The organism is Desulfacinum hydrothermale DSM 13146 (assembly GCF_900176285.1).
GTDB lineage: Bacteria > Desulfobacterota > Syntrophobacteria > Syntrophobacterales > DSM-9756 > Desulfacinum > Desulfacinum hydrothermale.
Genome location: NZ_FWXF01000008.1, coordinates 1 through 13,751, shown reverse-complemented (window position 1 = coordinate 13,751; position 13,751 = coordinate 1). Strand labels below are relative to the sequence as shown.

Genomic DNA, 13,751 nt, shown 5'->3' with positions numbered 1-13,751 from the left:
CAAAAGGAGGCTCTCATGCCCAAAGGATTCAACCCCATGCAACAGGTGAAAAGCCTTCAGAAGAAGCTGGCGCAGATGCAAGAAGAGCTGGCCCAGCGCACGGTGGAGTCGTCCGCCGGCGGCGGCATGGTGACGGCGGTGGCCAACGGGCGCCAGGAGTTGGTCAAGATCACCATCGATCCCCAGGTGGTGGACCCCGAAGATGTGGAGATGTTGGAAGATCTGGTGCAGGCCGCCGTCAACGACGCCCTCAAGCGGGCTCAGGAAATGGTGGCCCAAGAGATGGGTAAACTGGCCGGAGGGCTCAACCTTCCCGGCCTGAACCTACCCGGCCTTTTCTGATCGGGGGCGGCCATGGTGACCAAAGCCCACCCACCCACCCTGCGGGAACTGATCAAACACTTGAGTAAGCTGCCGGGTCTGGGCGAAAAGAGCGCCTCCCGGATCGCCATGCACCTGTTGCGGGCTCCGGCCGCCGACGCCGAGGCCCTGGCGCAGGCGATCCTGCGCCTCAAGCGGGAAATCCACACGTGTCCCCGGTGTTTTCATTTCACCGATGGGGATCTGTGCGCTATCTGTGCCGATCCGGCCCGTCGGACCGGGGAGATCTGCGTCGTGGAAACCACCGCGGATCTTCTGGCTCTGGAGGAATCCGGAGCCTTTCGAGGCCTCTATCACGTGCTCCAAGGCGCCCTGGCGCCCTTGGACGGTGTGGGCCCCGACGACATCCGCATCCGGGAGCTGCTGGAACGGCTGGAGCGGGAAGAGGTCCGGGAGGTGATCTTGGCCACCAATCCCACCAGCGAAGGGGAAGCCACCGCCAGCTACCTCATGAAGCTTCTGGAACAGCGGCCGGTCCGCGTGACCCGCATCGCCTACGGCATCCCCATGGGCGGCGATCTCAAATATATCGACAAGGTCACCTTGGAACGAGCCCTCCGAGGCCGCCAGCAAGTGCACTAAAGCCCGAATTGCCTTGACCCCCTGTGCGAGCCTCGTTATATATCGACCAACTCACTGGGCCGTGCACCCGGGGCGGATGGAAAGACAAAGGCGTCGCATACGCCCCGCACCGATAGGAACCTGCCGTTCAATGCGGTCCTGCCTGTAAACAGTAGAAAGATGGAGTTCACCCATGGTTGAGATTCGTTTTCACGGTCGAGGTGGACAGGGCGGTGTGACCTCTGCGGAGCTCACGGCCTTGGCCGCCATCGAGGAGGGCAAGTACGCCCAGGCGTTTCCAAGTTTCGGCCCGGAACGTCGAGGGGCTCCGGTCATGGCGTTTGTGCGCGTCAGTGACCAGCAGATCCGGACCCGGGAGAAGGTCTACAGCCCCAACATGGTGGTGGTGCTGGATCCCACACTGCTTGAGATCGTGGACGTGCAGGCCGGGGTTCCGGACGACGGCATTCTCGTGGTCAATACCAAGATGAGTGTGGACGAGCTGAGAAAGAATGCCGGGCTCACCCGGCGGCTGGCCGTGGTGGACGCCAGCACCATTGCCATCGAGACCTTGCGGGTGCCCATTACCAACACCACCATGCTGGGAGCCCTCATCAAGGCGACGGGGGTCATCTCCGTGGACGCGCTTCGGGGACCCGTCCAGAAGCGGTTCGGTCCCATTGCGGAAAAGAACCTGCAGGCCTGCATGCGGGCTTATGAAGAAACGGTTGTGGAGGGATAGCGGTGGCCAAGGAAACAGGGATTGTCAGCTGGAAGGAGCTGGAGCTCGGATGCACCTTGACGGAGCCCGGCAGCGCCGCTCAGCTCAAGACCGGAGACTGGCGCTCCATGAGGCCGGTGACCAACTTTGAGCTCTGCAACAAGTGCGGCCAGTGTTACATCTTTTGCCCGGACATGGTCTATTCCAAGAACGAAGAGGGATATTACGAGGCCGACTACTACTACTGCAAAGGCTGCGGGATCTGCGCCCGGGAATGTCCCAAGGACGCCATCCAGATGGTAGAGGAGGGAGACTAAGATGGGCAAGCGAGTGGGTATGGAAGTCTCCATCGCGGCGGCCGAGGTGGTCGGACTGTGCGATGTGGACGTGATCGCGGCGTATCCCATCACGCCGCAGACGCATATAGTGGAGCACCTTTCTGAGCTGGTGGCCGACGGACATCTGGACGCGGAATTCATCCCCGTGGAATCGGAACACAGCGCCATGAGCACCTGCGTGGGGTCGGCGGCGGCGGGAGCCCGCACCTTCACCTCCACGTCTTCCCAGGGTTATGCCCTCATGGCGGAAATCTGCTACATCGCTTCCAGCATGCGCCTTCCCATCGTCATGGCGGTGGCCAACCGGGCGCTGAGTGCTCCCATCAACATCTGGAACGATCATGCGGACATGATGATGGCCCGGGACACCGGCTGGATCCAGACGGTGGCCGAAAACGGCCAGGAGGTGGTGGACCTGATCCTCCATGCCTTCCGGGTGGCGGAAGACCACCGGGTGCTTCTGCCTGTGATGGTCAACCTGGACGGCTTTACCTTAAGCCACATGATCGAGCCCATCATCCTGCCGGACAAGGAAGAGGTGGATCGTTACCTTCCGCCCTACAAGCCCAAGTTGCGTCTCGATCCCCAAAACCCCATGACCTTCGGGCCCGTGGGCATGCCCGAGGTCTATACGGAAGCCAAGAAGGCCCAGGACGAGGCCGTGAAGGAATCCAAGGCCGTCATCGTGGAGGCCTGGCAGGAATTTGAAAAGCAGTTCGGCCGCTCCTACAAGCCGGTGGAAACCTACAAGGCCGAGGATGCCGAGACCCTTCTGCTCACCATGGGAAGCATCTCGGAGACGGCCATGACGGCCGTGGACAAGATGCGTGCCGACGGTCAAAAGGTGGGCCTGGCCCATCTCAGGCTCTGGCGGCCCTTCCCGGCCGAGGAACTGGTGGACGCCGTCAAGGGGGCCAAAGCCCTGGCCGTTGTGGATCGGGCCCTGTCCTTGAGCGGCGGGTGTGGGCCGGTGTGTGTGGAAGTGAAATCCACCCTGTTCGACCGGGGTCTTTCTCCGTACGTGCAAAACTTCCTGGCGGGCTTGGGCGGCCGGGACGTGACGGTGGAAGACTTCGAGACGATGGTGGCCAAGGTGGGCGACGGCCTGGCCAAGGGCCTTCCCATGGGATACGAAATCGTGAATGCGAGGGAATAAATGGGCATTGCAGCGGAAGCACTCAAGGATTTCAAAGGCTTTCATCCCAAGAAGCTGCCGGAACGGGAACCCCTTTCTCCGGGGCATCGGGCGTGCCAGGGCTGCGGTGAGGTCCTGGCGCTGCGCCAGGTGATGAAGGCGTTGGGAGAAAATGTGGTTGTGGCCAGCGCCACGGGCTGCATGGAGATCATCTCATCACCTTTTCCGCAAACGGCCTGGCGGGTGCCCTGGATTCACGTGGCGTTCGAAAACGCCGCGGCGGTCATCAGCGGGGTGGAATCGGCCTACAGGGCGTTGAACCGCAAGGGCAAAATCAACCAGCCCGACGTGGTCTTCTTGGCCTACGGCGGAGACGGCGGCACGGCCGATATCGGGTTGCAGTCCCTGAGCGGTGCCTTGGAACGGGGCCACAACTTCCTCTATGTCTGCCTGGACAACGAAGCCTACATGAACACGGGCATCCAGCGTTCGTCCTCCACGCCCTACGGCGCCATGACCACCACGTCGCCTCCGGGCAAGAAGAGCATCGGACAGCGCACGTGGAAGAAGAACGTGGCCCATATCGCCGCGGCCCACGGCATTCCCTACGTGGCTACGGCGTCACCGGCCTACGCCCTGGATCTCATGAACAAGGTGAAAAAGGCCGCCGCAGTGCCCGGCCCGGCCTATATCCACATCTACTCGCCCTGCCCCACCGGGTGGCGCCACGGAACGGATCTGGCCATCGAGGTGGCCCGCATGGCCGTGCTCACCAAGGTCTTTCCGCTCTATGAGGTGATCGACGGCAAGTGGATCCTGTCGCGGAAGGTGACCAAGCCCAAGCCCGTGAGCGAGTATTTGAAGCTGCAGCGCCGGTTCCGACACCTGACGGAAAAAGAGATCGAGGCGATCCAAAAGCGGGTGGACGAAGAGTACGAACAGCTGCTGGCCATGTGCTCGCTGGGTGCCGAGCCGGCCGAAGGCGAGGAATCTTCCTAAATCGTCCCGACAGCTCACCGTCACGGCCATGGGTGCAAACCGAGGTCCGCGCGGGCGCCGGCCGTGCGGACCCTCTTGCTGTGCGGACGGAAGCTTGGGGCGACCAGCCGGGGCCGCGCTGACGGCCTGGCGTTTCAGCCGATAGAGGCGGGTTCCGAACCCGCCCACCAAGGCTTTCTGAGGATTCAAAAAGCACCACGGGGCCGGTGAAATTGCAACGGCTCAGAAAGCCACAATAGGGCGAAAGGCCCAATGGCCCTCCGGCACCAAATCTTTAGGCTGCCCTTCAAGGGGGCGTTCGGAGTCATCCGAGCGCCCCGCTTTCTTTGGAACCTGGCGATGGAAAAGCGCAGCCGGGCCCTTTCCCCCGCCGTGCAGGTCTTTTTGCCCGCCCTCATTCAAACTCCTGGGAAGAACGGAGGCGCTTTAGTTCCCGCCAGAGGGTCGTTCGGCTGATGCCGAGCTTTTCGGCCGCTTTTTTCTTATTGTTGCCGCATTGGCGAAGCACTTCCAGAATGTGGTTCTTGCGGATGGACTCCATTCGCTCCGAGGTTTCCTGATCTTCCAGGCGGCATTCGTCCAGAATGCCGGCTATCAGGTTTTCATCGATTTTCATGTCGCAGGTGACACAAAGCCTTTCCATGACATTTTGGAGTTCTCTGATGTTTCCAGGCCAATGGTAGTCTTGGAGCATTTGCATGGCCTGCTTGGAAATGGAAATGTCCTTTCCGAGCCGGGTCGTGTTGAGGTTGATGAAATGCCGCACCAGGTCGGCAATGTCTTCCTTGCGGTACCGCAGAGGCGGGATGTTCAACCTCAGGATATTGAGCCGGAAGTAGAGGTCTTTTCGGAAGTCTCCCCGTTCCACTTCCCGTTTGAGCCTGCGGTTGGTGGCGGCGATAATGCGCACGTCGATGGGAATGACCTTGTCGGATCCCAGAGGGCGGACGGTCATCTCCTGAATGACGCGAAGGAGCGTGGTCTGAAACCGGGGGGACGTTTCACTGATTTCGTCCAGAAAGATGCTACCGGTGTGCGCCTGAGCAAAAAGGCCGTCTTTGCCTCCTCGACGTGCTCCTGAAAAGGCTCCGGGCTGATAACCGAACAACTCGCTTTCGATCAGGGTGTCGGGAATGGCCCCGCAGTTGACGGCCACAAAGGGTCCCGCGCGGCGGTTGCTGGCCGCATGGATGGCCTGGGCGAAGACCGTCTTTTCCATGCCGGGAAACCTCATTCGGTCCTGTATCATCGGGGAAATCGTGGCCATCATTCCCGGAGCGGGCGGCAATATCGCCAACCTGGTGGCCTACAACGAGGCCAAGCGCGCCTCCAAGCATCCGGAAAAGTTCGGAACAGGCCTTCCCGAAGGCCTGGTGGCCACGGAATCCAGTAACAACGTGACCGTAGCCGGGAGCATGGTGCCTTTGTTGACCCTGGGCATCCCGGGCGCGCCACCGGACGCCGTGATTCTCGGTGTCCTGATGCTCCACGGACTCCGCCCGGGCATTGAACTCTTCACGGTGAGCGGTCAGCTGACCTACGGGTTCATCCTCTCCATGGCCCTTTCGGCCATGGTCATGGTGCCGGTGGGGCTCTTGGGCGGCCGGCTCATCTACAAGGTGATCTTCAAAACGCCCTACTATTTCCTGGTGCCCACCATTGCTTTGGCCACCATCCTGGGGACCTACGGGGTTCGAAACAGTCACACGGACGTGGTGCTCATGCTCGTGCTCGGGACCCTCGGCCATCTGCTCAAGCAACTGGGGGTGGCACCGGCTCCGGTCGTGCTGGGGCTCATTCTCGGCAACATTGCGGAAATGGGATACGTGCAGACCATCTTCAGTGGACAGGCCTCCCAGTACCCTTTCCTGAAGCTCTTTGAAAGCGGTCTTTCCCAGATCCTGATCGCCATGACCGTGCTTTCCGCTGCGTGGCCCTACCTTCTCGCCTTGAGGCAGCGGATCCAAGCCCGGAAGGCGTCCCCTACGGAGGACCGGCATGAATAGGGAAATCAATACGGACATCGCCAGCGGCCTCATCGGCCTTCTTCTGACGGGGCTCTTCTATTTCGGCCTGGAGGATGTCTTGTGGATGAGCATCATCTTTCCGGAAGTGGCGGGCGCCATCATGGACCTCCTGTCGATCATTCTGATCATCAAGGGGTTGGTGAAGCCTTCACGGAGCCCTGTTTTCAAGGAGGGATCCAACCTGAGATGGATCGTGACCGGCGTGCTTTTCTTCTGCTGGGTGATGGTCATGCCGGTCCTGGGCTTCTTTGTGAGCACGGTCCTCTTTATGTCCCTCATCGTCATCTATCTGGCTCGGGCCCGCACATCCGTGACGATCAAGAAGATCTTGGTCTGGGTGCCCATTGTCATCGCGGAGGTCACCTTCTTTTACGTCATTTTTACGAGGTTTTTGTACATTCCGTTGCCCGAGGGGATGTTCTTCTAAGTTTTGTAACCATTGAATGATGAACCGTTTTCGGGCAAGCCCCCGTCGGCGGGGCTTGCAGGGGAATAACTTTGCGCCAAAGGAAGGACCATGCACGCCATTGAAAAAATCCTTGCACGAGCTGCCGGCAAAGAATCCGTTCGGGCGGGCGAGATCATCAACTGCCGGGTGGACCTGGCGGAAGTGAACGATCTCTATCCCCAAACCATCCTTTCGTTTCGGGAAATGGGAGGCAAGCGGGTCCATTCTCCCGAGCGGATCGCGTTCATTCTGGATCATTACGCGCCGGCATCGACTGTCCAGCAGGCTGAAAACCAGAAATTCATGCGCCAATTCTGCCGCGAGCAGGGGATTGAGCTTCTTTTCGATGTGAATTCCGGCGTCTGCCACCAGGTCATGGTGGATCACGGGCTCGTCTATCCCGGCATGGTGCTGATCGCCACCGACTCCCACACCACCACCCACGGTGCCTTTGGGGCCTTCGGCACGGGAGTGGGGGCAACGGATCTGGCGGTCATCATGGCCACGGGGCACCTGTGGCTGCGGGTGCCGGAGGTCATCCGCATTCACCTGACCGGCCGATTGCCGCTGGGCGTGTATGCCAAGGATGTGATCCTGTACATCATCGGCAAGCTGGGGGCCGATTATGCCATCTACAAGGCGGTGGAATTCACGGGGCCGGTGGTGAAGGCCTTGTCCGTTTCCGAGCGCATGGCGCTTTGCAACATGACCACCGAGATGGGCGCCAAGTGCGCATACATCCAGCCCGACGAGGTGACGCTGGACTTTCTCAAGGGCAAGGTGAGGCGGAAATTGGAGCCCGTGGTCACGGACCCGGATTTCCAGTACGCCGAGGAGCTCTTCTTCGATGTGTCCGCCGTTTCGCCCCAGTTGGCGGTGCCCAGCAGCGTGGACAACGTGCGTCCGCTGTCCGAGCTGGTGGGAACGCCGGTCCATCAGGCGTACTTGGGCAGCTGCACCGGCGGCCGGGCGGAAGACATTGCGGTGGCCGCTCGGATCCTGAAAGGACGCAAGGTCCACAAGAATACGAGGCTGGTCGTGGTTCCCGCCTCCCGGGACGTCTTCCTGGAAGCGCTGGAGCGGGGGGACGTGGCGACGCTGGTGGAAGCCGGGGCCACGTTCGTAACACCCGGCTGCGCGGCCTGCCTGGGAACCCATGAAGGGATTCTCGCCGCCGGGGAGACGTGCATCGCTTCCACCAACCGAAATTTTCCGGGCCGTATGGGCCATACCCAATCGGCCGTCTATCTGGGGTCACCGGCGGCGGTGGCGGCCGCGGCCCTGAACGGTGAGGTTACCGACCCTTCCCAAATACTTGCCGAACTGGAGCGGAAAGCGTCATGAAAAGAATCATTGAGGGCAGAGCCCATGTGTACGGGAACAACCTGGACACGGATCAGATCTACCCGGGTCAGTACCTGGAGCTGGTGGCGGCCGAGGATATCGCCCGGACCGGCACGTGACCTCGGCCACCAAATCCAACGGCATTGTCCACACCATGCCCTTCTGGGATGAGCGGTTCAAAGCCATGGCCGAGCAGTATCCGGACGTGCGGGCGGACCAGTACCACATCGATATCTTGACGGCCCACTTCGTGCTCCATCCGGACTGGTTCGACGTGGTGGTGGGGAGCAATCTGCTGGGAGATATCCTTTTCGACCTGGGGCCCGCCGTGGCGGGGGGTATCGGGATTGCGCCCTCGGCCAACCTGAACCCGGAGCGCCGCTTCCCGTCCATGTTCGAGCCGGTCCACGGCTCGGCGCCGGACATCGCCGGAAAGGGCATCGCCAATCCCATCGCCACCCTGTGGTGCGTGCAGATGATGCTTGACTTTCTAGGTGAAACCAAGGCGGCCGAAGCCCTGATGCAGGCCATCGAAACCGTCACGGCGGACGGGATCCTGACGCCGGATCTGGGCGGCACGGCGAAAACCGTGGAATTCACCGATCGGGTCATCGCCCGGATCGAAGGATGAAAAGTGACGGCCGCCGCCATGGGCTCCGCCATTTGAAACGGGCGGCGGCTGTCCGAGGAAAAATCCCCTCCTGAAAAATCATTGCCGACTCGCGACGAAGGCTCGAATCAGGCGATAATTCACCTTGTATTCCACGGTCTCCACATTGTCCGCCTTCATTTCACGAATCAGCCGCTCCCTGTTGGCCTTCAAATAGGCCGCTTCCTCCTGGGCCTTTCGTGCGCATTCCCGCAGATGGCAGCCCACACTATGGGCCAGGTTCGCCTTTCGATTGCAGTTTGCGATGCGTTTATCCACACACTCGCGGTAGTAGGCGTCCTGTGCCGAGCCCCCGAAAGCCAGGGACATGGGTAAAAGCATCATGCCAACGGCCAGCAGGATCACAAGCGTTGTCCTTTTCATGGCGGCCTCCTTGATACGGGTGAGGAAAGATGCATCCTTTTTGCCTGCCACCATGAAGAACAAGATTCATGCCGAATCTGTAACACATGGACATCGCAACATATATCCTGTTGGCCCCTGTCTTAAGACCGGTGCTCCAGGAGGCCATGGTCAACGAAGTTGTCGATGCGTGCGCCCAGGGGCGTTGGAAGAAGGCGTGCGTCCAGGGCAAACTCGGGCTTCCGGAAAGGTTGGAGACCGTGAGCGGCGTCTTTTCGGCGCCATGACAACCAGGTTGGCAGCCGACAACTTGGTGGGCGGTTGGCACCGACTATCCCCCAAAGGGCCAGCCCACGGACCGCTTCCAGGCGGTCTGAGAACGCCGCGGTTGCTCCCTTCTTGTGTGGACGGAAGGTTGGCACTTTCAAGGGGGCTTTTGCTCTCGGCCTGGCCATGCCGCAGTAGGGGCGGGTTCCGAACCCGCCCCTACTGGGCTGTCTGAGCATTCAAAAAGCACCACGGGACCGGTGAAATTTCAACTGGTGAGAAAGCCACAAAAGGGCGAAAGGCCGTTTTCGGACAGCCTCCTAGAAAGACCCGCCCAGCCCATAGCGCTTGATCTTTTTGGCAAGGCCGTAACGACTGAGTCCCAACATCTTGGCTGCTTTCGTCTGGTTGCCTCCGCAGAATTTCAGCGCCTGGGCAATGAGGGTCTTTTCCAGTGTCTCCACTTGAGCCTTCAAAGGCTGTGGATGGGTCGGGTCCGAAAAGCATTGCTTGGACCTCAGCCTGGGGCTCAGGTGGTGCAGACAAATGGGCCGACCGTCTTCCGCCACGGCCACAGCGGATTCGATTTCGTTTCGAAGTTCTCGGACATTTCCAGGAAAGGGGTAATCCAGGAGGCACTGAAGCACGGGCGGGTCCAATCCCGGTATGGTCTTTCCGTATGTTTGGCCGAATTCCTTGAGAAAAACGGACACGAGACGAGGGATATCTTCCTTGCGCTCTCGAAGCGGCGGCATGTGGATGACAAAAACACTGATGCGGTAGTAGAGATCGGACCTGAAACGGCCCGCTTCCATTTCTTTCTCAAGATCCTTATGTGTTGCGCAGATCAACCGAAAATCCGAGCGAACCTTTTCTTTGGACCCCACCGGGCGCACATAGCCGTCCTCCAGGGCTCTCAACAAGCCCGTTTGAATTTCAACGGGCAGATCGCCGATCTCATCCAGAAAGAGCGTCCCGCCATGGGCTCGCTCGATGAGTCCCTTGTGATCATTGATGGCGCCCGAAAAAGCGCCCTTGACGTGCCCGAACAGCTCGGACGCAAAGAGTCCCGGGGCAATGGTGGCGCAATTTTCCACCATAAACGGCCCAGTCCTTCTCGGTCCCCCTTGATATAGGCATTGGGCCAGCAGTTCCTTGCCCGTTCCGGTCTCTCCCTGGATGAGGACCGTGATGTCGGAGTGCAAGGCGTGCTGAGCACGCTGCAAGAGGCTCAGAACGGCAGGGCTGGAGCCGACGATCGGTTCAAACGCGCGGTGGCTTTCCGCCTCGCCGAGCAGGCGGTCCCTCTCGTCCCGTACGCGATCCACCTGTCCGGTGTGCAAATCCAGCAGTGCCTGGAGATCCACATTGGTCTTTTCCAGGCTCTCGATGAGCGAGGCCCTTTGGATGGCCAAGGCCAAAATGGCGGCCAAGGATTTTCCCAATTCCACGTCCGCCGCCTGGAATTGGCCATGGCGCTTGTTCACGCATTCCAGAACGCCCACGGCACCATCTTCGAGCACCATGGCAATGGCCAGAAGGGATCGGGTCACGAAGCCGATGGCCTGATCCACTCCCGGAAAGTGGCGCCCGTCTTGAAGCACATCGGGAACCAACAGGGGCTTTCCAGTCTTGAAGGCGGCCCCTGCGATGCTCCCCTCCAAGGGGACGCGTATTTCCTTCATGATGCGGGGCGAAACATTTTCCGGGTACTTTGCCCAGACGATCCCAAGGGTCTCACGGGGATGGTCGGGAAGCAGAATGGAGATACCCTCCACATCCATGAGCCTGGAAAGCTCGGAAAGGATGTGCGACATGAGTGAATCCAGATCACTGGATCCATAGACGCGGAGGCTGAGATTCAGCAAAGCCTTAATGGCTCCGGCCGTTCCGGCAACTCCGTTCTTGGAGGGGGGACTCTCGGCAACCATACACCTTCCCCTTGGGGCCTTGAGGCAACACAACGGAGAATGGATGAGATGGCGCGCTCAATTCCTCCGCTCATTCGGGTCCTTGCCGAAACAGGATCGCGGAGAATCAGGTCCTATGAAGTGGGAGCACAACCGTCTTTCCTCCCTTATATTTGAAAACATAGCCTGAAATGGGGCCGACTGTCAAAGTCGATTTCAGGGCAACCTGGGATATGATGCTTCCCCGGGCCGATTTGACAAAGGAAGACCGTGGCCGGAGCCTGTGCCACGCCCGGTGAAATGGAAGCAAGCTGTGCGGGGGGCTTGCCGGGGGATAACCGATGAAGGCGACGGTTCGTCGCGTGGGGGAGAGCCGGTTGCTCTCCCCGCTCTCCCAAGCTCAAGCGGCGCATGCACCGGGAAGCAGTCCGAATGCGCTTACGCCGGTGCCTGTGCCGCAAGGTCCTGGGGAAGCCGCCTCCGAGGAGCCATATCGGGCCCCATCCTCGGTGCTCCCCCATCCGATGTTTTGACAATGGCTTCCAGGTGTTGCAATCTCTTCTATTTTTTTCTTGGAATTTTTGGGGGTTGGGGTTTGAATGCATTGCACTGGAACGAAAAGTTAGGTGCCTTGCTGCAATGCCATCCATGGCCTATTGTCTTGGTGATCCGCAATATGGGATATTGGGTCTGCGGGTGATTAGCATCTCGAACACCATAACCACATACCATTTTGTTGTTTGCAATCCAGTGGCGTACAACTGGCATTACGATTATATATCCGCCGTAATTAAGATCGCCTTTCTCCCATCCCGAAGGAGGAGTGAAATCTTTGACAGTGTCCAGCCTTCCTCTTACTTCCGAGGGACAGGTGATCGTTTCCTGAAGTGGGCCCGCCTTCACCATGGTTGCGTCTATCATGAGTATTGTTAATGCGATTAGTGTTATGAAATACTTCATCTCCAAAGCTCCTTTCTGTTAAATGTTTGCTAATACACTATATTGTTGATGCACATCTTGTTTGGGTCGTTTGTGGTCATTCTGTTATTGACTGGATTGGAATCTTCGATAGGTGCACTGGGTGATACGATGGCTCGGATTCCTGTGCTTAATTTAATAAGTATTGGGTGATTGACTAGCGTAACAAGGGTGTCTCTAGGTTGCGTCTGGCAAGAAAGATTGCTGAACCTTTTGCTAATGGTAATATTTTTGCCTTGAATTAGGTCATAATAAGTTACTCGAACGGTCCCCCCGGTTTTTTTGACACGATTGGAAGAGTGACACATAATACCTACTGTTAAATCATGTAAATACAAGGCGCCTACCCTTGTAAGGATATTGCTGCACGCACTACATTCACTGCCTTCCCAGGTTTTGTTCCCTATTCCGAAAATTTCAAGGTCGGCTTTTAGCTTTAATGGGAATGCTTTATTCTGAGATGGCTTCTGAATAGGTTTAATTTTCTGCTGAGCAAAGACTGACCCCAAAGGAAAGACCACAAAAATAACCAGTGTCAATAAGAGGCCTGTTTTTAATATCTTGCGTGTCATTTTGGATCCTCCTATTTGTTGGATAATTGGTTCGTGGGGCACCAGAAAAAGGCAATCTCAACCTATCGTAATTATTTGTGATACTTTCTGTGATTATATCACCTCCCTTATAGGTTTTAATCTGGCCTTTCGACTATTTCAAATGAATGGCCAGGTCGATCTGGTTGCCATGAAAGATGTGATAGCCGAGCTTGAGGGGCCGAAACCGCTTAATATCCTTGAGCCAGAGGCGGGAGGAGACATCCTCTCGCCGTCGGGCCCAGGTGCCTGCGAGCCTGGGAAATGAGGTGTTGTCAAGACCGCGATGGCATCCGAAGGGCTTGGTCTTGACAGCGCCTCCGCCATGCTAGCGTTCGTCCGGAAGGAGGCCGCCGTCCTGGCCTCAACATGAAGAAGCGACTTTTGCTTTTTCTGACGCTTTCACACAAAACAGCGAGGAGCGCGATTCTGCTCCGCTTTGCCTGCGCGGAGATAAGTGCTGGGAGGTAAGAAAGCGTATTCTAACGCTTTTTGTGTAACAGGTATGGGGAAGTGGGTCAAGCCCGTGCTTGTCTCGTTTTTTTGATCAGGTTGGATCAAGAATGGGGTAAGGCGCTCGCTACGGCGGGTTCATTGAGCGGGGGCGGGTGGACGCGTGGGCCAACCGCTTGTGCGACGGCATCTCAACCCTTCGTCAACCACCTGGTCCACAATCGGCCGAAACAGGTTGTATTGTCTCTGACAACGCTCATCCTGGACGGTTTCCTTAATCCGTGAAATTGCACCTATGCATAAGACTATCTTGTGGCGGATATCCCATTGAATTTACATCTCATTTATGCTATAGGACCTCCTGTCACATTTTCACCCGGCAGGTGCACTCATGAAGAAAATTGAGATCGAACAATCTTCGAAGGCCTTCTACAGCGGACACGCTGGCTTGGCCCTTGTGGGGAATCTGATCAACGGGTACACGAGCCTGTGCGAGCAGTTGGAAAAGCAAGTTCCAGGGCGACCAATGATCTCGCACGCAGATGTGGTCAAGACCTACTTGGGGCTTCTGTGCCTGGGTAAGAGTG

At 58.3% G+C, this 13,751-nt stretch carries 15 protein-coding genes and 2 pseudogenes; 12 read left to right on the top strand and 5 right to left on the bottom strand.

The genetic code is table 11. From position 1 onward, the window contains the following. Positions 1-15 precede the first annotated feature (15 nt). The 6 genes from B9A12_RS08455 (at position 16) to porB (ending at position 4,135) form a co-directional block, all read left to right on the top strand. Positions 16-342, top strand: a complete 327-nt coding sequence (locus tag B9A12_RS08455; RefSeq protein ID WP_084057456.1) for a YbaB/EbfC family nucleoid-associated protein — start codon at positions 16-18, stop codon at positions 340-342. Positions 343-354: 12 nt separating this feature from the next. Then, positions 355-963 carry a recombination mediator RecR gene (gene recR, locus B9A12_RS08450; RefSeq protein ID WP_084057455.1) on the top strand — a complete coding sequence of 203 codons (609 nt, stop codon included), beginning with the start codon at positions 355-357 and terminating at the stop codon, positions 961-963. Positions 964-1,135: 172 nt separating this feature from the next. Continuing rightward, positions 1,136-1,684 carry a pyruvate ferredoxin oxidoreductase subunit gamma gene (locus B9A12_RS08445; protein WP_084057454.1) on the top strand — a complete coding sequence of 183 codons (549 nt, stop codon included), beginning with the start codon at positions 1,136-1,138 and terminating at the stop codon, positions 1,682-1,684. A gap of 2 nt (positions 1,685-1,686) precedes the next feature. Beyond that, on the top strand, positions 1,687-1,980 hold the full coding sequence (locus tag B9A12_RS08440; RefSeq protein ID WP_084057453.1) for a 4Fe-4S binding protein: 294 nt from the start codon (positions 1,687-1,689) through the stop codon (positions 1,978-1,980). Between the two features lies 1 nt (position 1,981). Then, positions 1,982-3,157, top strand: coding sequence for a pyruvate ferredoxin oxidoreductase (gene porA, locus B9A12_RS08435; RefSeq protein ID WP_084057452.1), 1,176 nt, complete (start codon positions 1,982-1,984; stop codon positions 3,155-3,157). After that, a complete protein-coding gene (porB, locus tag B9A12_RS08430) occupies positions 3,158-4,135 on the top strand; it encodes a pyruvate synthase subunit PorB (RefSeq protein WP_084057451.1) in 978 nt (325 codons plus the stop codon). Positions 4,136-4,529: 394 nt separating this feature from the next. Here porB and B9A12_RS16685 read toward each other — a convergent pair whose 3' ends face one another. Beyond that, positions 4,530-5,354, bottom strand: a complete 825-nt coding sequence (locus tag B9A12_RS16685) for a sigma-54 interaction domain-containing protein (protein ID WP_170920458.1) — start codon at positions 5,352-5,354, stop codon at positions 4,530-4,532. Here B9A12_RS16685 and B9A12_RS08410 point away from each other — a divergent pair. The 5 genes and pseudogenes from B9A12_RS08410 to B9A12_RS08395 form a co-directional block, all read left to right on the top strand. Further along, a complete protein-coding gene (locus B9A12_RS08410) occupies positions 5,326-6,141 on the top strand; it encodes a tripartite tricarboxylate transporter permease (RefSeq protein WP_084057582.1) in 816 nt (271 codons plus the stop codon). The two genes, B9A12_RS16685 and B9A12_RS08410, sit on opposite strands and share 29 nt — an antisense overlap. Beyond that, positions 6,134-6,589 (top strand): tripartite tricarboxylate transporter TctB family protein, encoded by a 456-nt coding sequence (locus tag B9A12_RS08405; RefSeq protein WP_084057449.1) that lies wholly within the window; start codon positions 6,134-6,136, stop codon positions 6,587-6,589. The genes B9A12_RS08410 and B9A12_RS08405 overlap by 8 nt, the downstream gene beginning before the upstream one ends. A 90-nt stretch (positions 6,590-6,679) precedes the next feature. After that, on the top strand, positions 6,680-7,954 hold the full coding sequence (locus tag B9A12_RS08400; RefSeq protein ID WP_084057448.1) for a 3-isopropylmalate dehydratase large subunit: 1,275 nt from the start codon (positions 6,680-6,682) through the stop codon (positions 7,952-7,954). Further along, complete coding sequence (locus tag B9A12_RS17795) at positions 7,951-8,073, top strand: hypothetical protein (protein ID WP_281247909.1); 123 nt, start codon at positions 7,951-7,953, stop codon at positions 8,071-8,073. The genes B9A12_RS08400 and B9A12_RS17795 overlap by 4 nt, the downstream gene beginning before the upstream one ends. Continuing rightward, positions 8,055-8,585: pseudogene (locus tag B9A12_RS08395) on the top strand (isocitrate/isopropylmalate family dehydrogenase); the annotation flags it as partial. The gene B9A12_RS17795 and the pseudogene B9A12_RS08395, both read left to right, overlap by 19 nt. Positions 8,586-8,663: 78 nt before the next feature. Here B9A12_RS08395 and B9A12_RS08390 read toward each other — a convergent pair. The 4 genes from B9A12_RS08390 to B9A12_RS16675 form a co-directional block, all read right to left on the bottom strand. Next, on the bottom strand, positions 8,664-8,987 hold the full coding sequence (locus tag B9A12_RS08390) for a hypothetical protein (protein WP_139796556.1): 324 nt from the start codon (positions 8,985-8,987) through the stop codon (positions 8,664-8,666). Positions 8,988-9,553: 566 nt separating this feature from the next. Then, positions 9,554-11,164 carry a sigma-54-dependent Fis family transcriptional regulator gene (locus B9A12_RS08380; RefSeq protein WP_084057445.1) on the bottom strand — a complete coding sequence of 537 codons (1,611 nt, stop codon included), beginning with the start codon at positions 11,162-11,164 and terminating at the stop codon, positions 9,554-9,556. A 540-nt stretch (positions 11,165-11,704) separates the two neighbouring features. Beyond that, positions 11,705-12,103, bottom strand: coding sequence for a hypothetical protein (locus tag B9A12_RS16680; protein ID WP_139796555.1), 399 nt, complete (start codon positions 12,101-12,103; stop codon positions 11,705-11,707). 29 nt (positions 12,104-12,132) lie between these two features. Further along, positions 12,133-12,693 carry a hypothetical protein gene (locus tag B9A12_RS16675; protein ID WP_139796554.1) on the bottom strand — a complete coding sequence of 187 codons (561 nt, stop codon included), beginning with the start codon at positions 12,691-12,693 and terminating at the stop codon, positions 12,133-12,135. An 862-nt stretch (positions 12,694-13,555) separates the two neighbouring features. On the opposite strand from B9A12_RS16675, the pseudogene B9A12_RS17320 reads away from it, so the two are divergent. Further along, a pseudogene (locus B9A12_RS17320) lies at positions 13,556-13,751 on the top strand (IS1380 family transposase); the annotation flags it as partial.

Coding starts and splice junctions, on each gene's coding strand:
- B9A12_RS08455 (WP_084057456.1), top strand. CDS start 16: ATGCCCAAAGGATTCAACCCCATGCAACAGGTGAAAAGCCTTCAGAAG.
- recR (WP_084057455.1), top strand. CDS start 355: ATGGTGACCAAAGCCCACCCACCCACCCTGCGGGAACTGATCAAACAC.
- B9A12_RS08445 (WP_084057454.1), top strand. CDS start 1,136: ATGGTTGAGATTCGTTTTCACGGTCGAGGTGGACAGGGCGGTGTGACC.
- porA (WP_084057452.1), top strand. CDS start 1,982: ATGGGCAAGCGAGTGGGTATGGAAGTCTCCATCGCGGCGGCCGAGGTG.
- porB (WP_084057451.1), top strand. CDS start 3,158: ATGGGCATTGCAGCGGAAGCACTCAAGGATTTCAAAGGCTTTCATCCC.
- B9A12_RS08410 (WP_084057582.1), top strand. CDS start 5,326: ATGGCCTGGGCGAAGACCGTCTTTTCCATGCCGGGAAACCTCATTCGG.
- B9A12_RS16685 (WP_170920458.1), bottom strand. CDS start 5,354: ATGGAAAAGACGGTCTTCGCCCAGGCCATCCATGCGGCCAGCAACCGC.
- B9A12_RS08405 (WP_084057449.1), top strand. CDS start 6,134: ATGAATAGGGAAATCAATACGGACATCGCCAGCGGCCTCATCGGCCTT.
- B9A12_RS08400 (WP_084057448.1), top strand. CDS start 6,680: ATGCACGCCATTGAAAAAATCCTTGCACGAGCTGCCGGCAAAGAATCC.
- B9A12_RS17795 (WP_281247909.1), top strand. CDS start 7,951: ATGAAAAGAATCATTGAGGGCAGAGCCCATGTGTACGGGAACAACCTG.
- B9A12_RS08390 (WP_139796556.1), bottom strand. CDS start 8,987: ATGAAAAGGACAACGCTTGTGATCCTGCTGGCCGTTGGCATGATGCTT.
- B9A12_RS08380 (WP_084057445.1), bottom strand. CDS start 11,164: ATGGTTGCCGAGAGTCCCCCCTCCAAGAACGGAGTTGCCGGAACGGCC.
- B9A12_RS16680 (WP_139796555.1), bottom strand. CDS start 12,103: ATGAAGTATTTCATAACACTAATCGCATTAACAATACTCATGATAGAC.
- B9A12_RS16675 (WP_139796554.1), bottom strand. CDS start 12,693: ATGACACGCAAGATATTAAAAACAGGCCTCTTATTGACACTGGTTATT.